This is a genomic window from Pseudomonadota bacterium, from assembly GCA_039815145.1.
Lineage (GTDB): Bacteria > Pseudomonadota > Gammaproteobacteria > Steroidobacterales > JBCBZW01 > JBCBZW01.
The window spans coordinates 1-22,115 of record JBCBZW010000084.1 but is presented as its reverse complement, the minus strand read 5'-3'; the positions used below and the strand labels follow the sequence as shown (position 1 = coordinate 22,115).

At 66.4% G+C, this 22,115-nt stretch carries 17 protein-coding genes; 6 read left to right on the top strand and 11 right to left on the bottom strand.

Features of this window, described 5'->3' with window-relative positions:
• Positions 1-304, top strand: a 304-nt coding sequence (locus AAF184_17675; protein ID MEO0424173.1) for a DUF3192 domain-containing protein, incomplete at its 5' end; no start/stop codon positions are given.
• Between the two features lie 28 nt (positions 305-332).
• Here the strand turns inward: AAF184_17675 and AAF184_17670 are convergent.
• The gene (locus AAF184_17670; protein MEO0424172.1) at positions 333-923 is read right to left on the bottom strand and encodes a hypothetical protein; all 591 of its coding nucleotides are present in this window, start codon (positions 921-923) and stop codon (positions 333-335) included.
• Positions 924-1,044: 121 nt separating this feature from the next.
• On the bottom strand, positions 1,045-1,602 hold the full coding sequence (locus tag AAF184_17665) for an isochorismatase family cysteine hydrolase (protein ID MEO0424171.1): 558 nt from the start codon (positions 1,600-1,602) through the stop codon (positions 1,045-1,047).
• A gap of 163 nt (positions 1,603-1,765) precedes the next feature.
• On the opposite strand from AAF184_17665, the gene AAF184_17660 reads away from it, so the two are divergent.
• Complete coding sequence (locus AAF184_17660) at positions 1,766-2,650, top strand: PHB depolymerase family esterase (GenBank protein ID MEO0424170.1); 885 nt, start codon at positions 1,766-1,768, stop codon at positions 2,648-2,650.
• 11 nt (positions 2,651-2,661) lie between these two features.
• Here AAF184_17660 and AAF184_17655 read toward each other — a convergent pair whose 3' ends face one another.
• Positions 2,662-3,645, bottom strand: a complete 984-nt coding sequence (locus AAF184_17655; protein MEO0424169.1) for a haloalkane dehalogenase — start codon at positions 3,643-3,645, stop codon at positions 2,662-2,664.
• A 294-nt stretch (positions 3,646-3,939) separates the two neighbouring features.
• Here AAF184_17655 and AAF184_17650 point away from each other — a divergent pair, with 294 nt between their 5' ends.
• Positions 3,940-4,848, top strand: coding sequence for a hypothetical protein (locus tag AAF184_17650; GenBank protein MEO0424168.1), 909 nt, complete (start codon positions 3,940-3,942; stop codon positions 4,846-4,848).
• Positions 4,849-4,868: 20 nt separating this feature from the next.
• Here the strand turns inward: AAF184_17650 and AAF184_17645 are convergent, their stop codons facing one another.
• The 6 genes from AAF184_17645 to AAF184_17620 all read right to left on the bottom strand — a co-directional run bounded on the left by AAF184_17645 (position 4,869) and on the right by AAF184_17620 (position 11,912).
• On the bottom strand, positions 4,869-5,738 hold the full coding sequence (locus AAF184_17645; GenBank protein MEO0424167.1) for an ABC transporter substrate-binding protein: 870 nt from the start codon (positions 5,736-5,738) through the stop codon (positions 4,869-4,871).
• Positions 5,739-5,946: 208 nt separating this feature from the next.
• A complete protein-coding gene (locus AAF184_17640; GenBank protein MEO0424166.1) occupies positions 5,947-7,302 on the bottom strand; it encodes a thrombospondin type 3 repeat-containing protein in 1,356 nt (451 codons plus the stop codon).
• Between the two features lie 334 nt (positions 7,303-7,636).
• Complete coding sequence (locus tag AAF184_17635) at positions 7,637-7,846, bottom strand: hypothetical protein (GenBank protein ID MEO0424165.1); 210 nt, start codon at positions 7,844-7,846, stop codon at positions 7,637-7,639.
• A 167-nt stretch (positions 7,847-8,013) separates the two neighbouring features.
• The gene (locus AAF184_17630) at positions 8,014-8,418 is read right to left on the bottom strand and encodes a hypothetical protein (protein ID MEO0424164.1); all 405 of its coding nucleotides are present in this window, start codon (positions 8,416-8,418) and stop codon (positions 8,014-8,016) included.
• 174 nt (positions 8,419-8,592) lie between these two features.
• Complete coding sequence (locus AAF184_17625; protein ID MEO0424163.1) at positions 8,593-9,486, bottom strand: formyltransferase family protein; 894 nt, start codon at positions 9,484-9,486, stop codon at positions 8,593-8,595.
• A 335-nt stretch (positions 9,487-9,821) separates the two neighbouring features.
• Positions 9,822-11,912, bottom strand: coding sequence for a hypothetical protein (locus AAF184_17620; protein ID MEO0424162.1), 2,091 nt, complete (start codon positions 11,910-11,912; stop codon positions 9,822-9,824).
• Between the two features lie 303 nt (positions 11,913-12,215).
• On the opposite strand from AAF184_17620, the gene AAF184_17615 reads away from it, so the two are divergent.
• Both AAF184_17615 and AAF184_17610 read left to right on the top strand, forming a co-directional pair.
• Positions 12,216-12,845 carry a hypothetical protein gene (locus AAF184_17615; GenBank protein ID MEO0424161.1) on the top strand — a complete coding sequence of 210 codons (630 nt, stop codon included), beginning with the start codon at positions 12,216-12,218 and terminating at the stop codon, positions 12,843-12,845.
• 223 nt (positions 12,846-13,068) lie between these two features.
• The gene (locus AAF184_17610; protein MEO0424160.1) at positions 13,069-16,950 is read left to right on the top strand and encodes a hypothetical protein; all 3,882 of its coding nucleotides are present in this window, start codon (positions 13,069-13,071) and stop codon (positions 16,948-16,950) included.
• A gap of 200 nt (positions 16,951-17,150) precedes the next feature.
• Here the strand turns inward: AAF184_17610 and AAF184_17605 are convergent, their stop codons facing one another.
• Entirely contained in the window at positions 17,151-18,551 is a 1,401-nt protein-coding gene (locus AAF184_17605; GenBank protein MEO0424159.1) for a DUF4397 domain-containing protein, read from the bottom strand.
• Between the two features lie 299 nt (positions 18,552-18,850).
• Here AAF184_17605 and AAF184_17600 point away from each other — a divergent pair, with 299 nt between their 5' ends.
• Entirely contained in the window at positions 18,851-19,564 is a 714-nt protein-coding gene (locus AAF184_17600; protein ID MEO0424158.1) for a response regulator transcription factor, read from the top strand.
• Positions 19,565-19,589: 25 nt separating this feature from the next.
• Here the strand turns inward: AAF184_17600 and bamA are convergent, their stop codons facing one another.
• A complete protein-coding gene (gene bamA / locus AAF184_17595; GenBank protein MEO0424157.1) occupies positions 19,590-22,004 on the bottom strand; it encodes an outer membrane protein assembly factor BamA in 2,415 nt (804 codons plus the stop codon).
• Between the last annotated feature and the right edge of the window lie 111 nt (positions 22,005-22,115).

The following is a 22,115-nucleotide window of genomic DNA, read 5'->3' as shown; positions in this document are numbered from 1 at the left end:
TGACGGCGAGAGCGAGCAATGGCAGACCGTACAGCGCACCAACGACAGCTACATCGACAACCTCTACCTCGGGACGAGCAAGGCCCGGGTGGTCGCCGACCTCGGCCAACCCGACTTCAAGGAGGCCTTCGACCGCCACGGCGACGTGTTCGAAGTGCTCTACTACCGCACCCACCATCGCAAGAGCGACGGCAAGACCACCAAAGAGGAGACGACGCCGCTGGTGTTCGTCGACGGGATCCTGGTCGGCTACGGCGAGTCAGCAATCGACAAGGCGACGGCCAACCTGGCACGGGGCTACTGACGCCCGCGGGCGACCGGCATTCGACGGTCTACCGAATCTCGATAATAGGTAACCAACGCTCCGTCGGGTCCATCTCGTAGCGCTCGATCGGGGGTAGCGGGTGCGCCGTCGGATCTTCCGGCGGCGCCGCTAGCAGGTTGAGGTCAACCGCCTGCGCTGCGCCTGCGATCACGCCGTCCTTCAGCGCCATGTCGAAGTACACGCCGTTCCACAGCTTGGCGCCGAACTCGCTCGGCTGCTTGAACATGAAGAGCAGGTCGAGGGCCATCCAGCCGAAGTCCTCGGCGCTGACCAGACGGGGGTTCTCGTAGGGGTAGGCGAGGTGGCACATGAGCTCCTTGGCGCTCTCCAGGCACTTCATCTCCTTCATGGAGAGGAAGAAGTCCTTGAACGTCTCGTAGTCCATGGCCAGCACGTAGCGGTAGTGACCGTCCTTTTCGCTCGCGGGCGTGAAGGTGGCGGTGCCGATCACGTGCTCCTCCCCGGCCTGGCTGAGGAGCACGATGTCGCGCTCGCCCGTGGGGAAGGTCGCCGCTATCGCAGAGCTCGCCAGTACGCAGCCGATGGTGATGGCGGCTCGCGCCCAGTGATGCGCGGATTGTAGTGCTCGCCTACTCAATGCCTTACCGTCTCCTCATCGCCATAGCGTCGATGTAACGGACCGTGCCGCTAAAGGTGGCGAGGCCCCTCGCGGACGAGTATCGCATGCCGGCCACTACGTACGGCACCGCGCTGGGTGATCAGTCCCGGGGCTGCTGCGACAGCTGTGCCTCGATCTCGGCGGTGTCCAACACCTCGAAGCTCCGGGCGAGAAACCCCTCGTTCTGGGCGCGCACCACCGCGTCTGCGGCGCCATCATCCGCATCCACCGTGCCGTGGGCATCCTTGGCAACGCAGACGGCGTAGCCGAGCTCGGCGGCATCGAACGCGGTGTTGGCGACGCAGTGCTGGCTCCAGATGCCGCAGACCACCAGCCGCTGTGCTCCCATCTCGCCGAGCACGGTGTGCAGGTCGGTGCCTTCGAAGCCGCTGGAGCCTAGCTTGTAAACCACGGGTTCATCGTCCCGAACCGCGAGCACCGGATGCAGCTCCCAGCCGTGTTGATCCTTCGAGTAGGGGCGACCCGGCATCGCGCAGGTTTGCAGGTACAGGATGCCGGCACCCGCGGCGCGGTAGACCTGTAGCAGCCGCACCGTATTGTCGAGCACGCTCTGACCGCGATTGATGGGCGGGGTGATCTTGCCGTCGAAGGCGACGAGCTGCATATCGACGACGACGAGTACGCTGGGGTGCTGCATCGTGTCAGCATCGCGCGGTGTCTTGCCGAGGGCAACCCAACTTCTATATCGCCGTTGGGGGTGACCCACGTGGGGTGCGAAGGGTAGGGTGAGGGCGTATCGAGCCTTGCGTGCATTCCAGTCGGCGGCGAGGCGGTGACTATGGCAACACAAGGACGTTTCCGTGCTATTACGTAACACCCGCTTCCACATCGTGAGCGCCTTGCTCGCGACAAGCCTCCTGGCCCCCAGCGCCAACGCGCAGATCGACGAGTTCATCGACGCCGGCCGCGGCCTCGTGCAGGTGCACCTGCCGCCCGCCATCAACGACGGCGACCCGCTGCCGCTGATCATCCAGCTGCACGGCTACGGCGGCGACGCCAACAGCCAGGAGGATTTCTTCCGCCTGATCCCCGAGTCCGATGCGCGCGGCTTCATTCTCGTTACCCCCGACGGCCTGCCCGATCTGTTCGGGCTGCAGTACTGGAACGGCACCGACGCCTGCTGCGCGTTCTTCAGCAACCCGGACGACTCGGGTTACCTGCGCGGCCTGATCGACGTGGCGCAAGCCGCCTATTCGGTGGATCCCAAGCGCATCTACTTCACCGGCTACTCCAACGGCGGCTTCATGTCGCACCGGATGGCCTGTGATCATGCCGACACCGTGGCCGGTGTGTTCAGCTTCGCCGGGGCCCAGTGGGAAGACCCGATCGACTGCGTCGCCTCCGAGCCCGTGCACGTGGCACAGGTGCATGGCACCGCCGACACGGTGATCCAGTACGACGGCGGCTGCATCCCGGGCGCCGGTTGCTACCCGAGCGCCCGCGGCACCGCCGAGACCTGGGCCGGCATCAACGGCTGTGAGCTGCAGCCGCAGCTCGTGCGGCCGCTCCGCGACCTGGTGGAGGAGCGTGCGGGTCGCGACACCTTCGTGCAGGAGTACCCTGGCTGCGCGACGGGTGGGTCAGCGCAGCTGTGGACCATTCCGGGCACGACGCACTTCCCCGATTGGCGCGAGACCTTCCCGCGTCAGCTGGCGCAGTTTCTGTTGAGTCGCGCCAAGCCCTGAGCGACCCACGCTCACTCGAGCGTCGCGACGCGCCGCCGGTACCAATCGGACAACGCGCGTCCGATGGCATACGGCTGATCCTCTTGCACGAAGTGGCTGCCGACCCCGATGTAGGCCACTTCGATGTGCTTCGCGCGTGCCGTCCAATAGTCGGCGGTGCTCGGCGGGTTGAGCGATCCCGGGCGGGCGTAGAGGAACAGCCAGGGCAGGTCTGTCTGCTCGAGCCACTGGTTGTAGGCGGACACCAACTCGTGGGTGCGCGCGGGGATGCCGCCGATCGGCATCATCTCGGGCCACATCGCAAGAAACCGCCTGGAGGCCGGCGTGCGAAAGGGCGCGCGGTAGCGCTCGTGAATGCTCGGGCGCAGGGGACGCACGATGGCCTGCGGTAGGGCTGACTCGATGAAGTAGTTGTCGTCGATGATGGCCTGGCGGCCGCTGACCGGCTCCCGCACCTTGCGAAAGAAGGCGGCCGTCCCGCGTCGCAAGGCCTCGTAGCTCGTCGCCGGCTTGGTGGGGGCGACGATCGCCTCCATGGTGGCGATGGCTCGGACCTTGTTCGGATGCAAGCGCGCGTAGTGCAGACCGAGGGCCGAGCCCCAGTCGTGCATGACGAGCGTCAGGGGATCCAGGTCCATCGCGGCGATGAACGCGGCCAGCTGCTGATAGTGCTCCTCAAAGCCCAGCGCCGATGCGGGCATTTCGGAGTCTCCGAACCCCACGAGATCCACGGCGATGACGCGCCCTTGCCCCTCGAGGTGCGGCATGACGTTGCGCCACAAGTAGGAAGAGGTGGGTACCCCGTGCAAGAACAGGATGGGATCGCCTTCGCCCGCCTCGACGTAGGCCATCTCCCGCCCCAGCACCATGATCCTCTTCGAGGCGAGTGGTTGCTCGGCGGATACGGGTAACGGTGGCCGCTTGAATCCGGTGTAGGCCTGGTTGGCGCTGGCTACGGAGAACGCTAGGAGCAGGCTCACCAGCAGTGCCGTCACCGTCAGTGTCGGGACGGCTACTGGCCCTCGCGTGTGTGGGGGTGTTGCGGTACAGAGCGAAGTGTCGATCATCGATTGTCGGCGCGTTGCAGTTGGGTGTCTTAACGCTACCGCCACGCGCGCGAGGAAGAGGGCCTCGTCGACCGACGCCCGCAGGGGATCGACCGCTCCTCCGTTGACGTAGATGAAGTCCGTCCCGGCGTTCCCACGGCGCATGCGAGGCGGGTATCCTGCGCTTATCCCGCCGTAGCCGAGGATCGATTCCCCAGCCCGATAGGTGCGGGCTAGCAGCCTATGTCATCGACCATCGCGATCGCCACCAACCTGCACCACCGCATCGAGCTGGGTTTCTTCGAGCAGTGGCTCGACTACCACCTGCGCCTCGGTGTCGACCACGTGTTCCTCGGGATCGATGTGCGCCACAGCGTGGGGGATCTCGCTTCTCAGCGCGCGGTCACCGGCGAGCTCACCCGTCCTCCACGCCAATACATGTGGTGGAAGAAGCCAAACTTCGACTATCACGCAGCGCTCGGTCACGCGCAGATCCTCGATCGCTGGCGCGAGGGCCTGGCCCGCTTCCCTGCGGATAGGGTCACGCCGGTGTTTCTGCGCTTGCCGGACAACGTCAACATCCGCCGCCAGCTGCGCTGGCTCAGCATCGTCTATGCCGACTATGCGGATCGCTTCGACTACCTTTTCTTCATCGACGGCGATGAGTTGCTGGTGCCCCAGGCGAGCGATGATATTCACTCGGTGCTCGATGCCCTGGAGGGTGACACGCTGGTGTACGGGATTCGCCAGCAGCTGTTCGACAAGCGCTGGGCCTCCCCAGGCGTCAATCGCGAGAGCGTGTTCGACATCCACCTCACGCGCGGGGTGACCGATCACGACAACCCGCCCCCGGCTCACGCCTTCAAGTGCCTATTCGCCCCCGGCTACCAAGGCCTCGATCGAGCCGATCTCCACCCCCATTCCTTCTGCGGTGATTTCCCGGAGCACTACGCGTTGATCGACGAGTCCGCGCTCCTGCTGCATCACTTTCGGGGGTGGGAAGACATCGCGCATCGTGCTCGCGATGAGGATGAGGAGGTCGAGGTGTTCACATCGCACCGTCACGCGGAGCTATTCGCGAGGTGCCATGGCCGTTGGCGCACGGAGGAAGAGGCCGGGGTGAGCGAGATTCGCGAGATCGGTCCGGATTGAGCGCCGGGCGGAGAGCTCGTCTACAGCAACTGCGTGAAGGGCGCGACGTAGGCCTCCGGCGGCAGCCGATGGTCGGCCAGCCCCAGCGCCGCCAGCGTCGATTCGGTGGCCATCAGCGTGTCGCGGCGAATGCGAGGTTGGCAATCCCATTCGGTCTGCGCCAGCCAAGTGCGCAGATCCTCTAGCTTGAGGTCAAGGTCCTGGTGGATCAGGTGGATGATCTCTTGCTCGGCAGTCTCCGTCAGGTACCGGTGCATCTGCGCCAGCAACTGTTCGACGGCATGAGGATGAGCCTTCAGCACGTCCTCGCGGCCGACCACCACGAAGCTCGGCCACGGCGTTGAGCAGATGTCGATGCATCGCCACTCGCCCGCGTCCACGACCGGCGCGGTCGTGAACCGCTCCCACAGGAACACCGTGGACTCGCCGGCGCCTAGAGAACGCCGAGCGCCTGCCAAGTCCTGTACATCGACGAAGCGGAGCTGGCCGGGGTCCCAGCCCTTCTGCTTGGCGTACACGTAAGCCATCAGGTGCGACCCCGATCCCCGGCGGCTGATGGCGAAGGGATGGCCGATCAACTGTTCGGCTGACGCTGGGCCGAGCTCGCTGTGTACGTGCACGCCCCAGTGCAGTGGGCTGCTCACGTACTGTCCCACGATCTTGAGCCCCGGGCCTTCGTTGATGTCCGCAACGGCCCCTTCGGTCAGCATCACCGCCAGGTCGATGTCGCCCCGGTGCAGGTCCTCGCGCATCACGCCTGTGCCGCCGTAGTAGTCGGTCCAGGTGAAGTCCACGGTGGTCGCCTGGAAGCCGAGGGCGGAGTGGGCGAGGCGCCAAGGGAAATTGAAGTGCTCCGGCACACCGCCGATGCGAAGGACTACCGTACTCATGGGTCGTGGCTGTCGTGGTGGGAGGGCGTCGAGGAGTGCGGGCCCAGGCGTCATGTCGGGATCGATGAGTCGCACAAGGGACGAAAGGACGCCCGGGCCGCGATCTACCACGGCGGTAAGGCCTGCGTTCCCGCTCGTCCAGAGCGAGATGTTGCAGCACGGGGAAGGCCCAAGCAAGCGGACCAGGGCGTCCGCCCCGCGTCGCCCGCTACTCGGGGATCGGCGAGCTCAGCATGTAGCACCACACGTCCCGGTAGAGGGGCTCCCCCTCCGGCGTGGCGGGCACGAACTCGTCCACCACCATCATGCTGTGCTCGTTGGAGCCTGCGGGGCAGGTGCCGTCCTCGTTGGGCGGGGTGCCTTCGGGGAAGCCCTCGCGCGCGGCGCAGATGCTGGTTACGAGCTGATTGGAATCGTTCGCTGGCGGTGTGCCCGTGTCCACGAACTCCTGCTGGCCCGGGATCATGAGCTGCGTCCAGGCGCGGGAGTTGACGCTGTAGAGGGGGAAGTCGTGAATGCTGGTGAAGCCGAAGTAGGCTTCCACCGGGGTCTCGAAGTTGTCCTCGCGTCGTTGGCTCCAGGTGCCGGCGTTCGGCGCGGCGAAGATCAGCGAACGATCCAAGCCGTAGACCTTGCCGGTGAAGGCGGCGTGGGAGCCCCCTTGGGAGTGGCCGGCCACGGCGATCTTGTTCCACTGGGGCAGGCCGTCCTCGCGCAGGAACTGGCGCCAGCCGAGGTACTCGAGGAACTTCACCAGGCGTCCCTCGATGGAGTTCTCGCGTGGGATCACGAAGTCCTCGAGGGGCAGGAAGTTCTCGCCGAGGAGCATCTCCCGGTGCAGGAGGCCGTAGCACCAGTCATCGCCCAGGCAGTAGTGCGAGGTGGGGAGTTCGTTGACGTAGACGAGGCCGATCACGTGGTAGCCACCAGCGGCGGCGGTGCGCATGAAGTCCTGGTAGACCTCGGGGCCGCTGTCCTCCTGCTCGTCCCCGTAGTAGCCGCGGTCTGTACCGGGGATGAGTAGCAGCAGCTTGTCCACCGGGTCGCCCACGGGCAGGGCGGCCATGTGGGGCAGCGACTCGACGCGGCTGAGCGGGTCGATCACGTGCGCGAACTCCTCCTGGAAGACCACGTCGGCGGCGCCCTCGCGGTGGCGTGTGCAGTCGTAGGGAGCCGCCAGCTCGCCGGCGGGCCCGGGGGGTAAGCCAAGGTAGTCTCGCAGGATGCGCAGATCAGGCACGCTGACGATGCCGTTGCCGTCGAAGTCGGCGTCGGCATCGTCGGTGAACAGGCGTTCGCGCACGATGTCGCGGTCGGCAACGTCGACGATCAGATCGTCGTTGACGTCGGGGTCGCAGGCGTTGCCGAAGCCGTCGTCGTTGCTGTCGCGTTGGTCGGCGTTGGCGACTAGCGTGCAATTGTCTTGGGCGTTGTCGATGCCGTCGCCGTCGTCGTCCTGGGGCGACGCATGGGCGAGGGGAGGTGTCGTCGCGTACAGCGCGCACGCGGCGGTGATCGCGAGTAGGGGGGCGAGCTGCTGCCGACTAATCGTCCGTGTAGCCATGGGATTGATCTCGCTCAGCGTGTGGGGTGGTGCGTTCCTTCGACCATCGCCGCGAGCACGTTCGCGGCTCCACCCCTACCTTACGACGCCATGCGCCGCGAGCGCTACGTGAGCGCCGTCGCCTCAGCTGACGAGCTGGATCACGCTGAACACGAGCGTGCCACCGATGACTGCGCTCGCGCTCCGGCCGGATACACCAGATCAGTCAACTCCCTCTCCGAAGTAGTCGTTCCTGAGAGAGCGTCGCAGCCTGGTGAGTCAGGCTACGACGCTATCGGGCAAGTCCCGGGGTCGCGCGCGAATCGATTCGCCCACGATCCCTGCGAGATCGGCGCTAGGTGCTGCCGGCCTCTTCCGCCTCATCCTGCGAGCCGCCGAGCAGGAAGAGGCCTGCGCCGACGACGATCATCGCGATGCGAATCACGAGGCCGACCGTGGGCCCCCAGTTGTCGATCCACATGATGAGCGTGAACTCGCGACCGAGCATGTTCAGCACGAAGGAGCCGGCGCCGAGGAGCACCAGCAAGCCACCAATATTCTTCATTCTCTTTCGTTCCCCTATCAGCTTTAAGTTCTTATCGCTTAGTTCTGACACTAGCCGAAATACCCTATACGCTTTGCGTCTTCACCGAAACCCGCCGCCTGGGACCGGTGGGTAGCATGATGCTGCGAGCGCAGCACTCGCGGGTGACATAACCTGGTTCCGAGCGGTTAGTGGCTATCTACTGAGCTATTCACGCGTCGGCGTGATCGTCGCAGCTGGAGCAACCCCCAGGTCGTGATGACGAACAGGGCCGGCGTCACGTAGAGCGGGGCCAGGTAGGTAGCCGTCTCCTGCAGCGACCAGTCTCCGATGTCGGCGAGGGCGACGGTCAGGCCCGCAAGGGTCCAACCGGGAGTGCCGAACACCGCGGCGTTGGGCAACGGCCGTCGAGGCTCCAGCAGCGCGACCGCCGCGGCGATCGGTAGCGCCAGCAACAAGGACGGTACCGTGACGTGCAGCGTGTAGTCCGGTGTGCCGTGGTAACACGCGGGGACCAATCGGCTTTGCAGCACGATGACTGCGCCCGTCCACGCGAATCCGAAGAGCGCGAGGGTCACCTTGCAAATAGCCACGAGTGCCCACGGCCTGTTCGCGCGCCTGACGTTCACCGCCCATCACCTCCTTGAGGTGTGACCTTTGAATCTAGCTAACGCTGGCTTGAGGGAAGTGGGTTCGAGGGGAGCGTGTAAGCGGAATGGCCTGAGTTCGCTCCGTGCTGAGCGAACTCGCCGCTCGCCTCCGAAAGGCTAGGACGCCGCGCGATCCGCTAGCGGTGCGCCCGGGTGTAGGGCGAGCGAGGGCGGTGCCGCCTCCAGCGGCTGCACGTCGCTCAGGCGCAAGAACTGGTCGCCCTTTTTGACGATCACGGTGCTACCGTAAACGCTCACCACCGTGCCGTCCTCTCGAGACGCGTGCATTCGCGCGAGGACGTCGTTGCGAAAGCTGTCGGCGCGGTAGACGACGTAGCGCGTGTCATCGTGGGTAAACCGCATGCCGAGACCCGGCTGACCGTAGGCACGGATGCGGGTGAGCGTTTGCGCCAAGTCGCCGCGCACGTCCAATTCCAGGTCTCGCTCCTCGACGCGGAAGTCGCTGCCTGGCCCGACGTTGCCCAAGGCTGGATCCGGCTCAAAGGCGCGGTGAAAGGCCTGAGTGAACGCCTCCAGGATGGTATCGCTCGTCAGGTGGTGCAGCAGCGCCCAGTCCATCTCGGGGCTCACCTCGAGGGCAACCCGTGCGATGAGGGGACCGCCATCCACCACTTGCGTCATTCGGTGCAGACTCGCCCCAGCGCCGCTGCCGTGGAGCAGCGCCCCGCTTAGCGGATAGGGACCACGCAGGTAGGGCAGGAATGAGGGGTGTACGTTGACCAGCTTGCGCTGGTCGTCATGCAGCGCTTCAGTTGGTATGAGAAAGGGGTTGCCACACGAGATGAGCACGTCGAAGGGCGATCGCTGCAGGTCGGCGACCAGGCCGGCTTTGTCCTGCCACGTGGCGAGATCGGGGATGTCGTAGCTCTCGCGGACTCTGTCGACGTAGGCGCCGGGTACCCGAGCGCCGATCACGCTCAGACCCTGTTCCACCATGAAGGTCAGCAGGTGCAGGCCGTCGCCGATGAAAAAGTAACGCGCGTTCCACACGGCGGTTCACCGAAGGCGTGCGCCTGAGCGTCGACTGTTGTGCTCAGTTGGGACGGCTGGCAAGTAGCTCATGCGTCGGACCCCGTCGTCGGCGGATCTATGGCGCCCCATGCGCGTTGTCCGCCATTGGTTTGGCAGGACCATACCTGGAACCCGACAGGACGGGTCCGTGGGCGTCCTGATTACGCGGGATGGCTCGCAGTTCAGTGGTCGGTTCAGGTGGGTTTTGTGACCTGATCGGGGAGAGGTGACGAGCCGGTGGCGCGCGGTGCGAAGGTATCGCTGGGTGCTTGACGCTTAGCCGCGGAGACCTCACTGCCACCGAGAGACGAGCTTCACGGCGCGATCCGGTTCGTGGCTTGCAACCCGGGCAGGGTATCCACTGAGCCCCGATCGGGATGGGTCTCGTACGCCGCGCACCCAGCACTCGCGGCGCGCCAATGATGTTCGGCCAAGGTCTCTTCTCCGAGCAGTCCGTAGGACTGGGCCATCTGCACCTGCCCCGAGACCGAAAGGCTATCCATATCCACCTGATCGAGGAGGGCGCGCATCTGCGCCATGGTGTCGGCCATCTCCGAGGGCGGTGGCGTCTGGGTCGATGCGATGCGGCCGAGGAGCATCGCGTGGGCGACCATCAGCGAGGCGTCGTCGGAGGCGCGTGCGCGGTCGCGGAGCACGGTCTGCAGCGCCCGTTCGTAAGCGGTGGTGGCGTCCGCGGGACGACCGGCGCGGCGATAGGCATCGCCGAGGAGCGTGTACACCTCGTAGATGTCCGGTGAAGCATCGCCGTAGAGGCGCAAGGCCATCTCTCGAAAGTGTACTTCCTGTTCGTGCTCGTGGCGCAGGCCGAGCACCTTGCCGAGCGACTCCGGGCCGAGCGGCGAGGAGGGGTCGAGGGCCATCAGCGTGCGCGAGGTCTCCTCGGCCTGAGTGAGTTCGCCGGCGCAGGTGAGCAGGGCCGCTAAGTTGTTGAGCACCACCGGTTGCGGGTTGATGGTGGCGGCGCGCTGCAGGTGGGGGATCGCCCCGGCCCGGTCGCCCGCGAAGTAGCTGTAAGTGCCCGCCCAGAAGTGGCCGACGTAGAACTCCGGTTCGAGGGAGGTCACCATCTCGGCGTGGTCGACGGCGCGTTGGAGCGCCCCTTCGACGCCTTGGTAGCCGAGGGAGAACTCGCTGCGGCCGGCCGCCAGCAACAGATCGACGTGCTCGCCATGCTGGTCGAGCACGGGGGTGATCAGGGCCAGCGCGGCCTGGGGTTGGTCCTCTCGAATGAGCAACTGCGCGCGAGCGGCGGCGACGTAGGGGTTGTCGGGAGCCAGTTCGTGGGCGCGGCGGCACGCGGCTTGGGCGTCGGGGAGGAACGACTGATCGCTGTCGGTCCAATACAGGCGTGCGAGCGCCTCGCACTTCACGGCGTAGGCGAGGGCGAAGCCGTCATCCCGGTCCACGGCGGCCTGAGCCAGTTGAAACACGCGACGCAGGGCGTTTGCGTCACCTTCGGGCTCGATGTCGAGGGCCTGGCGGGCGCCCAGGTAGCTCTCCATCGCTTGCACCTGATGGGTACCTTGGGCGGAATCGCTCGTGCGGTCGGCGGACGGGGCGAGGATCGCAGCCACCCCGTCGGCTACGCGTTGGGCCACGTCGGCGTCGAGTGCGCTCGAGCGCTCTGTGGCGTACCAGAGGCGCCGTGATGCCGAGTCCGTGGCCAGGGTGAACTCGAACAAGGCATGGAAGCCCTTGGGTCGATGACCGATGTGGAGCACGGGGCCGCCGCCCGCGAACGCCACCAATTGAGGAAAGTCCTCGATGCCAGGCATGCCTTGGCCAGCGGTGATGAACTCAGCACCGCTGAAGTGTTCCTGCAGAGCCCCGCGCAAGGCGTAGGCGAAGGCGGTTGGCACGTCGGCGACGATGACCCGTGGCTGCAGGCGGCTTGGTGTGGCCGCGTCGGTGGTGTCGGGCGCTGACGCGAGTCGCACGCCGATGACGATGGCGGCGACGACCGACAGCGCGGCGGCGGCGAGGAGCAGCGGCGCCGTGCGATGCCGGGTCCCGGCCACGGTCGCATCTTCCACGCTTCCCTCGGCGGCCGGCGGCGGTGTCACTGGCGCCGCGGTGCTGGGCGTCTCGGCGTCGTCCGCGTCGTCAGGGGCGCTGTCGCCGGATTTCGACAACAACTGTTCGAGCGGAACGTGCAGAGCCTCGGCGATGAGCGCGGCCTTGTCCGATTGGATATTGCGCCCATTGAATGCGCGCCACACGAGCTTGTGGGGCGGATTGTCGTAGAGCTCCGGATGCTTCTCGAGGATTCGAAAGGCGATGGTCGCCTGCTTGAATTCGAGCGCTACACGCGCTTCCTCGAGGGCACCGCGGGACAACACGACGGTGGTTTTCTTGGCAGTGCTGTGCTGCTTCTTGTCGTCCATGACCCCCACCTGGCGCCCCCGAGCGCTCGCCACCGTTCAGTGCGCACACCGGCTTCGGGTTCGCACCGGGAGCGCCAAGATACTGCATTCCTCGCGACCGGGTAAACCGCGCCCGGGGGTCCTGTCCAAATACGGACAACAAGAATCATAACGTGAATGAAATTAATGGCTTGCGTAAGTGTCCGGCGATTGACATTGCCTCTGGTCACAGTGCCGGGGAATTCTCCGAGGGGTGCCCGCACTTCGTTGGTGAAGTCGGGCGAGCCGACATCAACAGTTCGACGTTGCACAAGGAGTAGGACGATGAACTTTGAAGCACTGAGCACGCGCACCCGCCGATCTCGCGGCGTGCTGATCACCGCGGCGGCCGCCCTCGGTCTGGCCGCGACTAGCGTAGAGGCGGCCACCGTGGGCTTCGACAGCGATGTGGAAGTGACGGTGGGTGAGGTGTTCACGATCACCCTGGCGATGGACTTCACCGGCGATCCCACCCTGGGCGGCGGCGTCGACGTACTCTGGGATCCGTTGCTGCTCGACCTGGTCTCGTGGGATCCGCTCCCCTTCGGCGACCCGGACTTCGGCCGCGTGGGCGATATCGACGCCCAGGGCGGCTTCGTCGACGGCTTCGCTTTCGGCGACTTCAACGGGCTGGAGGGCCCTGGCGATGTCGCCACGGCTACCTTCGTCGCACTCACCGCCGGCACCACCGCCGTCATGGCCCGGGGTGACGATGCCGTGGGCGCCATGCTCGCGGGCTGCTTCGTGTCGGCCGTGAACTTCCAGTGCCAGTCGGTGAGCTTCGCCGATGCGGGCATCGTGATCTCCGACCCGGCGGTGGTGCCCCTGCCGAGCGCCGCCTGGCTGTTGCTCACCGCCCTCGGCACCGTGTCGGGCGTCAGGCTCACCCGCCGACGTCCCGCCCTCGACGGATGACGACGCGCCAGCGTTCGCTCGACCGTTTTCTACCCCTAGGCCGCCGCGTCCCCTAGCGGCGGCATTCCAATCACCGAGCGCCGGTGCGCGTGCGCGGCCCGCAGAGGCCGGGGCACCCTCGCGCGCGCTCGATTTCTGCAGGTATGGCATTGGAGAGCCCCCCATGACCTCATCTCAGCCTTCGACGATTTCCAATCCCAGCGTCGCTCCGCCGGCGCGATCCATGCTAACGAATCGGTTCGCTGCATCTCTTATCCCGACCCTGTTGTTGACGGCCTCCCTCGCCCAGGCGGCCGTGCAGCTGCAGGTGCAGGTCAACCCGGGATCCTCAGCGCCGAACGAGACGACGCTGGTCGAGATTGCCGTGGGCAACGACGGGCCAGCGCCGGAGACCGATCTCGGCGTTACGCTGGTCTTCCCGGACAACGTCGCCAGCCTGGCGGAGACGCTGATCGGCGGTCCCTTCAACGCGAGTGCCTCCTGCGCCTCGCTGGGGTTTGCGAGCTCCTGCGAACCAGGGGAAGTGCTGCGCTGGGATATCGGTACGGTGAATCCCGGCCAGGTCGTGCTGCTGTCCTTACCGGCGACCGTCATCGGCGGCGCGCCGCCGGGCCAGGTCATCGACTGGCAAGCCACCGTCTTCGACGATGCGAACGACCTGGCGAGTGATGTAGCGGGCCTGGTCGTGGCCGGCGCCACACCGCCGCTCACGCTCGCGATCGCGGAGGACCGCGACCCGGTGCCCGCCGGCGATCTCCTCGTGCTGGACCTCACCTACGGCAACGCCTCGACGGCCAGCGTGACCAACGCCACCCTCGAGCTCACCCTGCCGGGCGACGTGACCTTTCTCTCAGCCTCCGGGGGCGGAGTGGAGAACGCGGGTGTGGTGACGTGGAATCTCGGTGCCCTGGCAGCGGGCGCGACGGGCCAGCGCAGCGTGACCGTGCAAGCGAACGCCGTCGCGGCTGGCCGCCTGTTGGCCACGGCGGCGCAGATCAGTGGCACGCAGAATTTCGCCAGCACGTCGCGCACGGCAGCCGAGACCGGGCGAGTCGGCCCCGAGGGCTCCCTCGCCATGGCCTTGCAGATCAACCCCCAACCGAACGATCCTGATAGGGCCGCGCTGGTCGAGATGGTGGTGAGCAACCCCACGCCCACACCTGTCTTCGGCGCTGCGCTGCAGTTGCGCTACCCCGCCGGGGTGGCCAGCCGCGCCGAAACGCTCATCGATGGCCCCTTCGACGCGGCGGCCTCCTGTGCCGAGGATGGCTTCGCCGCTTCCTGCGAGGCCTTCGAGTTCCTGCGCTGGCCCCTCGGCACGATCAATCCTGGCCAGGCGGTGACCGCCTCCTTGCCCACGGCCCTGCTCAGCGCGACCGATAGCGGCGATGTCATCGCGTGGGACGTGCAGCTTGCTGATGACAGCGGCGCCCTGACGCAGGAGGCGTTCACGCTGGCGATCGCGGATACGCCGCCGCTAGATTTACGCCTCGACGACAGCCGCGACCCGCTCCCCGCGAACGAGAGTGGCGTGCTCACGGTGCGCTACGGCAACACGTCGCTGGCGAGCGTCACCAACACCACCCTGTCGCTTACCCTGGCGCCAGGCACCCACTTCGTGTCGGCCACCGGTGGCGCGACGGAAGTGGATGGTGTCGTGACCTGGAACCTAGGCACGATCGCCCCTGGGGCGAGCGGGCGCCAGGATGTGGAGGTGGCGGCGGACCCGCTCGCCGCAGGCACTCTCCTCCAATCCCATGCGCGCATCGAGGGCACGCAGAACTTCGCGGCCACCGAGCGCGAGGTGTTCGAGGTCGGCCGCATCGCGCCCCGGGCGCCGTTGCGCATGGCGCTGCAGGCAGACCCCTCTCCGATCGACCCTGGTGAGGATGCGCTATTCACGGTGACGGTCACCAACGATACGCTAATGCCTGTGTTCGGTGCCGTGTTGCGCCTGCGCTACCCCAATGGCGCGGCCAGCGTCGCCGAGACCCTCATGGACGGTCCCTACCAAGCCGCAAGCTCCTGCGCCGAGGACGGCTTCGCTTCCTCCTGCGAGGCCTTCGAGTTCCTCAACTGGGAGCTCGGCACGATCAATCCTGGCCAGGCGGCCCTGCTCTCCCTGCCCGTCGCCCTGGCGGGCGGTGTGGCGCCGGGCGCGTTGATCGGCTGGGAAGCGCAGCTGCGCGAGGATGGCGGCAGCCTGACCCTGGAGACCGAGACCCTCACCGTCAGCACGGCGCCGCCGCTCACGCTGACCTTGGCCGACCTCGCCGATCCTGTGCCCGCCGCGCAGAACACGACGCTGGTGCTCAGCTACGGCAACCGCTCCGCGAGCAGCGTCACGGATGCCACCCTGTCCCTCGCCCTCGCCGACGATCTCGCCTTGGTATCGGCGACGGGCGGCGGCGTGGAAGTCGACGGCACCGTGAGCTGGAGCTTGGGCACCCTCGCGGCGGGTTCGGTCGGCGAGCAGCGCGTGGTGGTGCAGGCCGCCTCCGTCACCGCCGGCACGCTGCTGCAGTCGGCCGCCAGCATCGCGGGCACGCAGAACTTCCAGCCCGTCGTGCGCGAGGTGTCTGAGACGGGCCGTGTTGGTCCCCGGGGCGCGCTGCGCCTGGCCTTGCAGAGCAATCCGAGGCCCCTCGACCCCGGCGCGGACGGTCTGGTGGATCTCACGGTGACCAACGCCTCCCTCAGCCCTGTCTTCGGCGCCGCCCTGCGTCTGCGTTACCCCGCCGGGGTGGCGAGCTTGGACGAGGACTTCATCGCCGGGCCCTTCGACACCGCGTCCTGCGCCGAGGCGGGATTCGCTTCGTCCTGCGAGGAGTTCGAGTTCCTCAACTGGCCCATCGGCACGTTGAACCCGGGGCAAACCTCGCTGGTCTCCCTGCCAACGAGTCTGCTAGGTTCCATCGGCGCCGGTGCGGTGGTCGATTGGGAAGCTCAGCTGCGCGACGACAGCGGTGCGCTCACGCTCGAGTCGCAGGCGCTGCCGCTGGTGCAAGCGCCACCGCTCACCCTGGGGATCGACGATGTCCGCGACCCGCTGCCTGCGGGCCAGAGCACGGCCCTGCGTGTGCGCTACGGCAACAGCTCGCCGACCAGTGTCACGGACGCGACGCTGACGCTGGAACTCCCACCGGAGGTGACGTTCCTGTCGGCCACCGAGGGCGGTGTCGAAGCGGATGGAGTGGTCACCTGGCCCCTCGGTACCCTGCCCGCCGGGGCCATCGGCCAGCGCGTGGTGGAGGTGCTGGCAGGGCCGGTGAACGCGGGCACCTTGCTCGAGTCGCAGGCCCGCATCAGCGGCACCCAGGGCTTCTCGCTCACCGAGCGCAAGGCGTCCGAGACGGGTCGCGTCGGGCCCGAGGGGTCGTTGGCGTTGGACCTGAGCGCCTCGCCCGTCCCGGCCCGAGGGGGTAACACGGTGTCCGTCGAGCTTACGGTCACCAACACGTTGCTCACGCCGGTGCTCGGCGGTGAGGTCGTCCTGCGCTACCCGGATGGGGCCAACAGCCTCGCGGAGACCGACATCACCGGCCCCTTCGATGGCGTGGGGTCGTGTGCTGAGGGAGGCTTCTCGAGTTCCTGCGAGTCCTTCGAGTCGCTGCGTTGGCAGTTCGATCTCGGCGCCGGTGAACGCGTCCAGCTCTCGCTACCGCCACAGATCGCTAACCTCGCGGACGGCAATCTCGTGACCTGGGAAGCGGCCCTGACGGACGACGACAGCGGCGTACTCACCCTCGAGACCACCACGTTGCCCCTCGGCGAGGACTTCGACGACGCGGACGGCGATGGCGTGGGGGCGTTCTTCGACAACTGCCTCCTGGTGCCGAATCCACGTCAGCTCGATACCGATGGCGACGGCTACGGTAACGCCTGTGACCCCGACATCGCCTCGCCCAACGATTGCGTCGTGAACTTCCTCGACCTAGGGCTGCTGAAGTCCGCTTTCTTTGCCACCCCGGAGTCGCCCGATTGGGAAGCTGACGCGGACTTCAACGGCGATGGCGTGATCAACTTCCTCGACTCCGGAACGATGCGCAATCTGTTCTTCGGCCCGCCGGGCCCGAGCGCGGCGTCGCAGGCTTGCGATCCGTAGGAGTAGGTGCCGAGGTGGCCCGATCGTGCGCGAGTGCGATCGGGCCATCGAACTTGTGAGCTACGGCGAGCGCCCAAAGACGACGAAGGTCTGCCCCGACAGGCGGTCGCCGTTCACGGGCGGGGTGGGTGCGCTCAGCACCACGTCGGTGAGCCCACCTGCGTTGAAGTCGATCGGGCCGGCGGAGGGTGACCGGATCCCTAACGTTCGCCCTCGAACTCCAGGATCTCCGCCTGCGTGATATCCGGCGCATCCACGACCACCCACTCGATCACCTCACCCGCCTCCAGCACCACCTGCTCGGGGCCGGCGATGATGTTCTTCGTGTCCGCTTCGGTCAGCACCAGGTTGTACTCGCCAGGGTCCGTGCGCACGAGGCCCGTGCCGGTGCCGTAGAGTAGGTCACCGTAGGTCGGGTTGGCGAGGGTGATGTCCACTTCGGGACCGACGAGGTACGCGTCGAAGGTGCGGAAGCGAACGGCCGCGTGGAACAGGCGCACGCGGGCGTGGGTGGCGAAGGTGCGTGTGTCGTAGTCCAGAGGCACGCTCTGCAGATCCCCGGGCAGGCCGAGCAGGTAGAGGCGCGTGTAGCTCGCGGGATCCACATCGCTCGAACGCTGTTCGAGGAAGGCGCCGGGGTTGCCGGTGGGGGTCACCACCAGGTCGAGGCGATCGTCGGCCAGGGTGACGGTGTCAGACCGCGTGGCGAAGGGAAGATCGGTGACGAGCGGGGCGGCGAGGTCGCGTGCGTCGTAGACGTCGAGGGCGTCGGTGCCCGTGGCCACGTGCACGACGCTCAGGACCGACTCGGCATCGAGGTCCGTCAGATCCACGCCCAAGCTGCTGCCCAGTTGGCGAATGGTGTAGGCCTCGGTGGTGACCCCGCCGTCATCGAGCACGGCGAACAGCTGCGAGGTCGCGGCATCGAGGATGATCTCCTGGCTGGCGAGGAGGATCGTCTCGGGATCGCCGGCGGGCGTCATCACCAGCTGATAGGTGTCTTCGTCGATTTCGATGGGCAGCTGATGATCACCGTAGGCGAGGGTGGCGAAGGGGGTGGCGAAGTTGGGGCTGGTGCCCGGCGATTCCAGGTAGACATCGACGGGGCCAAGGGTCTGGGCGGCGTGACCTAAGGCGACTTCCAGTACCGTGATGTCTTCGTCGTTGTCGTCCGCGTCATCGAGTTCGTCCACCCAGTCGCGGAAGGGCTCCGCCCACACGAAGAGCTCCGGCGCGGCGAAGGTGCCCGCGAGCACCAGGTTGTAGACCATGTCATCGACCACCTCCACATCCGTTTCGATGATGGTGCTCCGATCGCTCTCATCGGGCAGCAGGATCTCGAAGCGCAGGGTGTACTCCTGCTCATCGAAACCCTCGAGACCGGAGGCGGACTTGAAGGACAGCGTGGCGAGGGTGAGGGGGTCGAGATCCTCCTCTTCGATGACGAAGGTGACAGCGTCCAGATCCGCCATCGCATGGAGGCCGCGGACGGTGGCGGGATTCGGGAAGTCGTCATCATCGTCCGTGTCGTTCGATCCGCAGGCGGCGAGCGTCAGCAGTAGCGGCGCCAGCAGGGCAGCCTGCAGGGCGTGTCGAGTCATCGTGGGGTCTCCTTCAGCCAACTGGCAGCGCTGTCGTTCGCGCCGAAGAGAGCCTAGTCGGGTGGCCCGTGAGCCTGCGTAAGGCTTTGTCATGCTTCGTCTCAGGCGGCCACCGAGGGGGCGGCGGCGAACGCCCGGGGGTCAGACGTTTTTTTAATCTTCTTCACGAAACTTGACCGTACGCAGGCGTGCCCTGCTTACAGTCTGTCGGCGCAGCAACGGCTGATGGTGCTCGGGGTGGGGAAACAGCCGCGGTGCCGGATCAGTCTGTCGCCCCGAGGCCGCTGGACGTAGGTGAGATGCCCCTTTCCCCAAAGACGATTCTCCTGGTGGACGACGACCGTGAGTTCGCGGCGATGGTGGCCCAGTACCTGAACCAGGATGGCTTCGAGACCGACCGAGTGAACAACGGTGAGGCCGCCCTAGAGTACCTGCGCCGCCGGCCCGTGGACGCCATAGTGCTGGACATCATGATCCCGCGCCTGAGCGGTCACGAAGTCCTGCAGCGCGTGCGCAAGGAAGCTGGGGCTCCCCGTGTGCTCATCCTCACGGCGAAGGGCGACGAGGTGGATCGGGTGATCGGTCTGGAGTCCGGCGCGGACGACTACCTGGCGAAGCCGTGCAGCCTGCGTGAACTGGCCGCTCGCCTGCGGGCGATCCTGCGTCGCGCTGAGACTCCCGCGATCCCCTTCGTCGATGCGCCGATCACCGCCGTGGGTGCTCTGGCTATCGATCGCCTGAAGCGCACCGCGGCGCTGGATGGCGAGGCCCTGAGCCTCACGGATGCCGAGTACATGGTGCTGTGCTGCCTGGCGGATGCCGTCGGCACGTCGGTCTCGCGCGAGGTCCTCATGCACAGTGCCCTCGGTCGGCGCTACCGACCTCACGATCGCAGCATCGATGTTCACGTGGCCAACCTCAGGCGCAAGCTGGCCCGGCGTTCCAAGGGCGATGCTTCTCTCATCCGCACCATTCGTGGCGCGGGGTACATGCTGATCCCTCAGCCGGACTGACCGCGCGGGCGAGGATGTCCTTGCCCTAGAAAGTCTGACCGACGGAGAACTGGAAGCGTTCGATCTCGTCCAGGGGATCGGTGTTCAAGGGCAGGGCGAAGCTGAAGCGGAAGGTGCCGAGGGGGGCGAGCCACTCCACGCCGATGCCTACGGAGCTGCGTAGGTCACCGAGATCGATACCGTAGTCCTCCAGCGTCACGCCTGTGATGCAGGAGGTGCCGAAGCGATCGCCCTCGCTGTTCTCGTCGGAACAGAACTGCGTATCCCCGGTGTAGAAGATGTTGCCGACGTCGTAGAACAGGGCGAGTCGCGTGCTGTTGCCGAAGTTCTGGGGTGTGGGGATCAGCAGCTCGAGTTGGGAGACGAGCTTGGCGTTGCCGCCGTAGGGGTTGTTCAGCGAGTCTCGGGGGCCCAGGAAGCCGTTGCGATAGCCGCGTACGGAGCCGGGACCGCCGGCGAAGAAGTTCTTGAAGGGGGGCAGGTCAGTCGTGTCGCCAAGGGGCTGACCGTAGGCGAGCTCCGTGTTCGAGCGCAGGGCCCAGCGCCCGGGCAGGTTGATGTACTTCAGGTAGTCGTAGCGCGCGGTCAAGTAGGTGACTTCACTGCCGGGCACGGTGGCCCCTAACGTGAGGCGCTGGCGCGAGCCGCGAGTGGCGAAGATCACCCGATTGCGCGTGTCACGCCCCCACCCCAGGAATCCCTCCAGGGTGCGGAAGTTGGTGCCCTGAACATCGTCCGTGATGGAGAAGGTGTTGCCGTTGTTCTCCACGAATTCCTGCGCCTGGTCGGAGCTGCCGATTGAGGTCACCAGGTCAGCATCCTGGTAGCTCAGGCCGTAGCGGAAGAAGCTGAACTCCGAGAGGGGCACGCCGAGTTCGATGCTGGTGTTCAGGGTCTGGGTCTCGAAGTCCGAGCCGCCGATTAGGAACTGCTGGGAGTTGCGAAAACCGAGGCCGAGCGTGAGGCTCACCCCGTCCTGGGTGTAGTAGGGGTTGGTGTGCGTCACCTGGGCGGAGGTCACGAATTGACCGAAGTTGACGTCGCTCGCCAGGCGCGTGCCGCGGCCGAGGAAATTGGTGTGCGTGAAGTTGCCGTTGAGCAGCACGCCCTGGGTGCCCGAGAAGCCGATGCCGCCGCCGAACTGGCCGGGCAGCCCCTCCAGGATGTCGATCTCGATGTCGACGAGGTCATCGCTCCCCGCCACGGGCACGGTCTCGGTGCTCACCTCGTTTACGAACGCTAACCGTCGTAAACGTTGCTCGGAGCGCTCCAGGGCCACGTTGGACAGGTAGCCCCCCTCGAGCTGGCGCATCTCCCGGCGCAGCACATCGTCGTCGATGGTCGTGGCGCCGGTGAATTCGATGCGACGCACGTAGGTGCGTTTGCCGGGATCGATGAAGAAGTTGATCGTGACCTCCCGCGCCTCATCATCGAATTCAGGGATGGGATTGATGTCGGCGAAGGCGAAACCCTCGCTTCCCAGGCGATAGCTCATGAGCTCGGCGCTCTGAGTGATGAGCTTGCGCGAGAACACGGTGCCGGGCCTTGCCTGGATCAGCGCCTTGAGTTCGGCCTCGGGGAGCACGAGATCGCCGGAGAGGCGCACGTCGGCGACGCGGTAGCGATCCCCCTCATCGAGGTTGACGCTGATGAACACGTCCTGGCGATCCGGTGAGAGCGCCACCTGCGTGGAGTTGATGGCGAAGGTGGCGAAGCCCCGGTCCATGTAGAAGGAGCGCAGGGCTTCGAGGTCGCCTTCGAGGGCCTCGCGCGCGTAGCGATCGTCCTTGCGCAGGAAGGAGAGCAGGTTGGGGGTGTTGAGGGTGAACTCGCGGCGCAGCTCATCGTCGTCGAAGGCCTTGTTGCCCACCAGGTTGATCTGGCGGATACGGGCGCGCGGACCTTCCTCGATGGCCACCTGCACGCTCACCTGGTTGTCCGGCAGTTCGGTGATCGACGTATCCACCCTGACCGCGTACTTGCCCTGCGAGAGGTACTGCTGGGTCAACGACTGGGTGACCGCATCGAGCACCGAGCGATCGAAGGCGCGGCCCGCGGCGATGCCCGCATCGCGAAGGGCGGCGAGGAGATCTTCGGATTTGAGGTCCTTGTTGCCGCTCAGGTCGAAGCTGGCGATGGTGGGGCGTTCGCGCACCTGAATCACGAGCGTGTCACCGTCGCGGCGCAGGACGATGTCGTCGAAGAACCCTTGGGCGTACAGGGCGCGCATCGCCTCGCGCAGTCGCTGCCGGTTGAGGTCATCGCCGATGTTGATGGGCAGGTAGTTGTACACGGTGCCTTCGGCGATGCGGCGTAGCCCCTCCACCCGAAAGTCGCGGACGGTGAACTCGGCACTCGCGCGCTCGGCTGCCACGATGGGGTGAGAGACGAACGAGACCATCAGGGCGTTGACCAGGGCGGTCACGGTGGCCGGGCGCATGGAGATTTCCTGGAGTGAGCAAAACGTGTGCTCAGCCTAGGAAGGTGCGGTGTTGGGGCTGGTTAAGTTGGGTTAGGGACTGTTCGTGTGGTGTGCTCCGCGGCGGCGAGT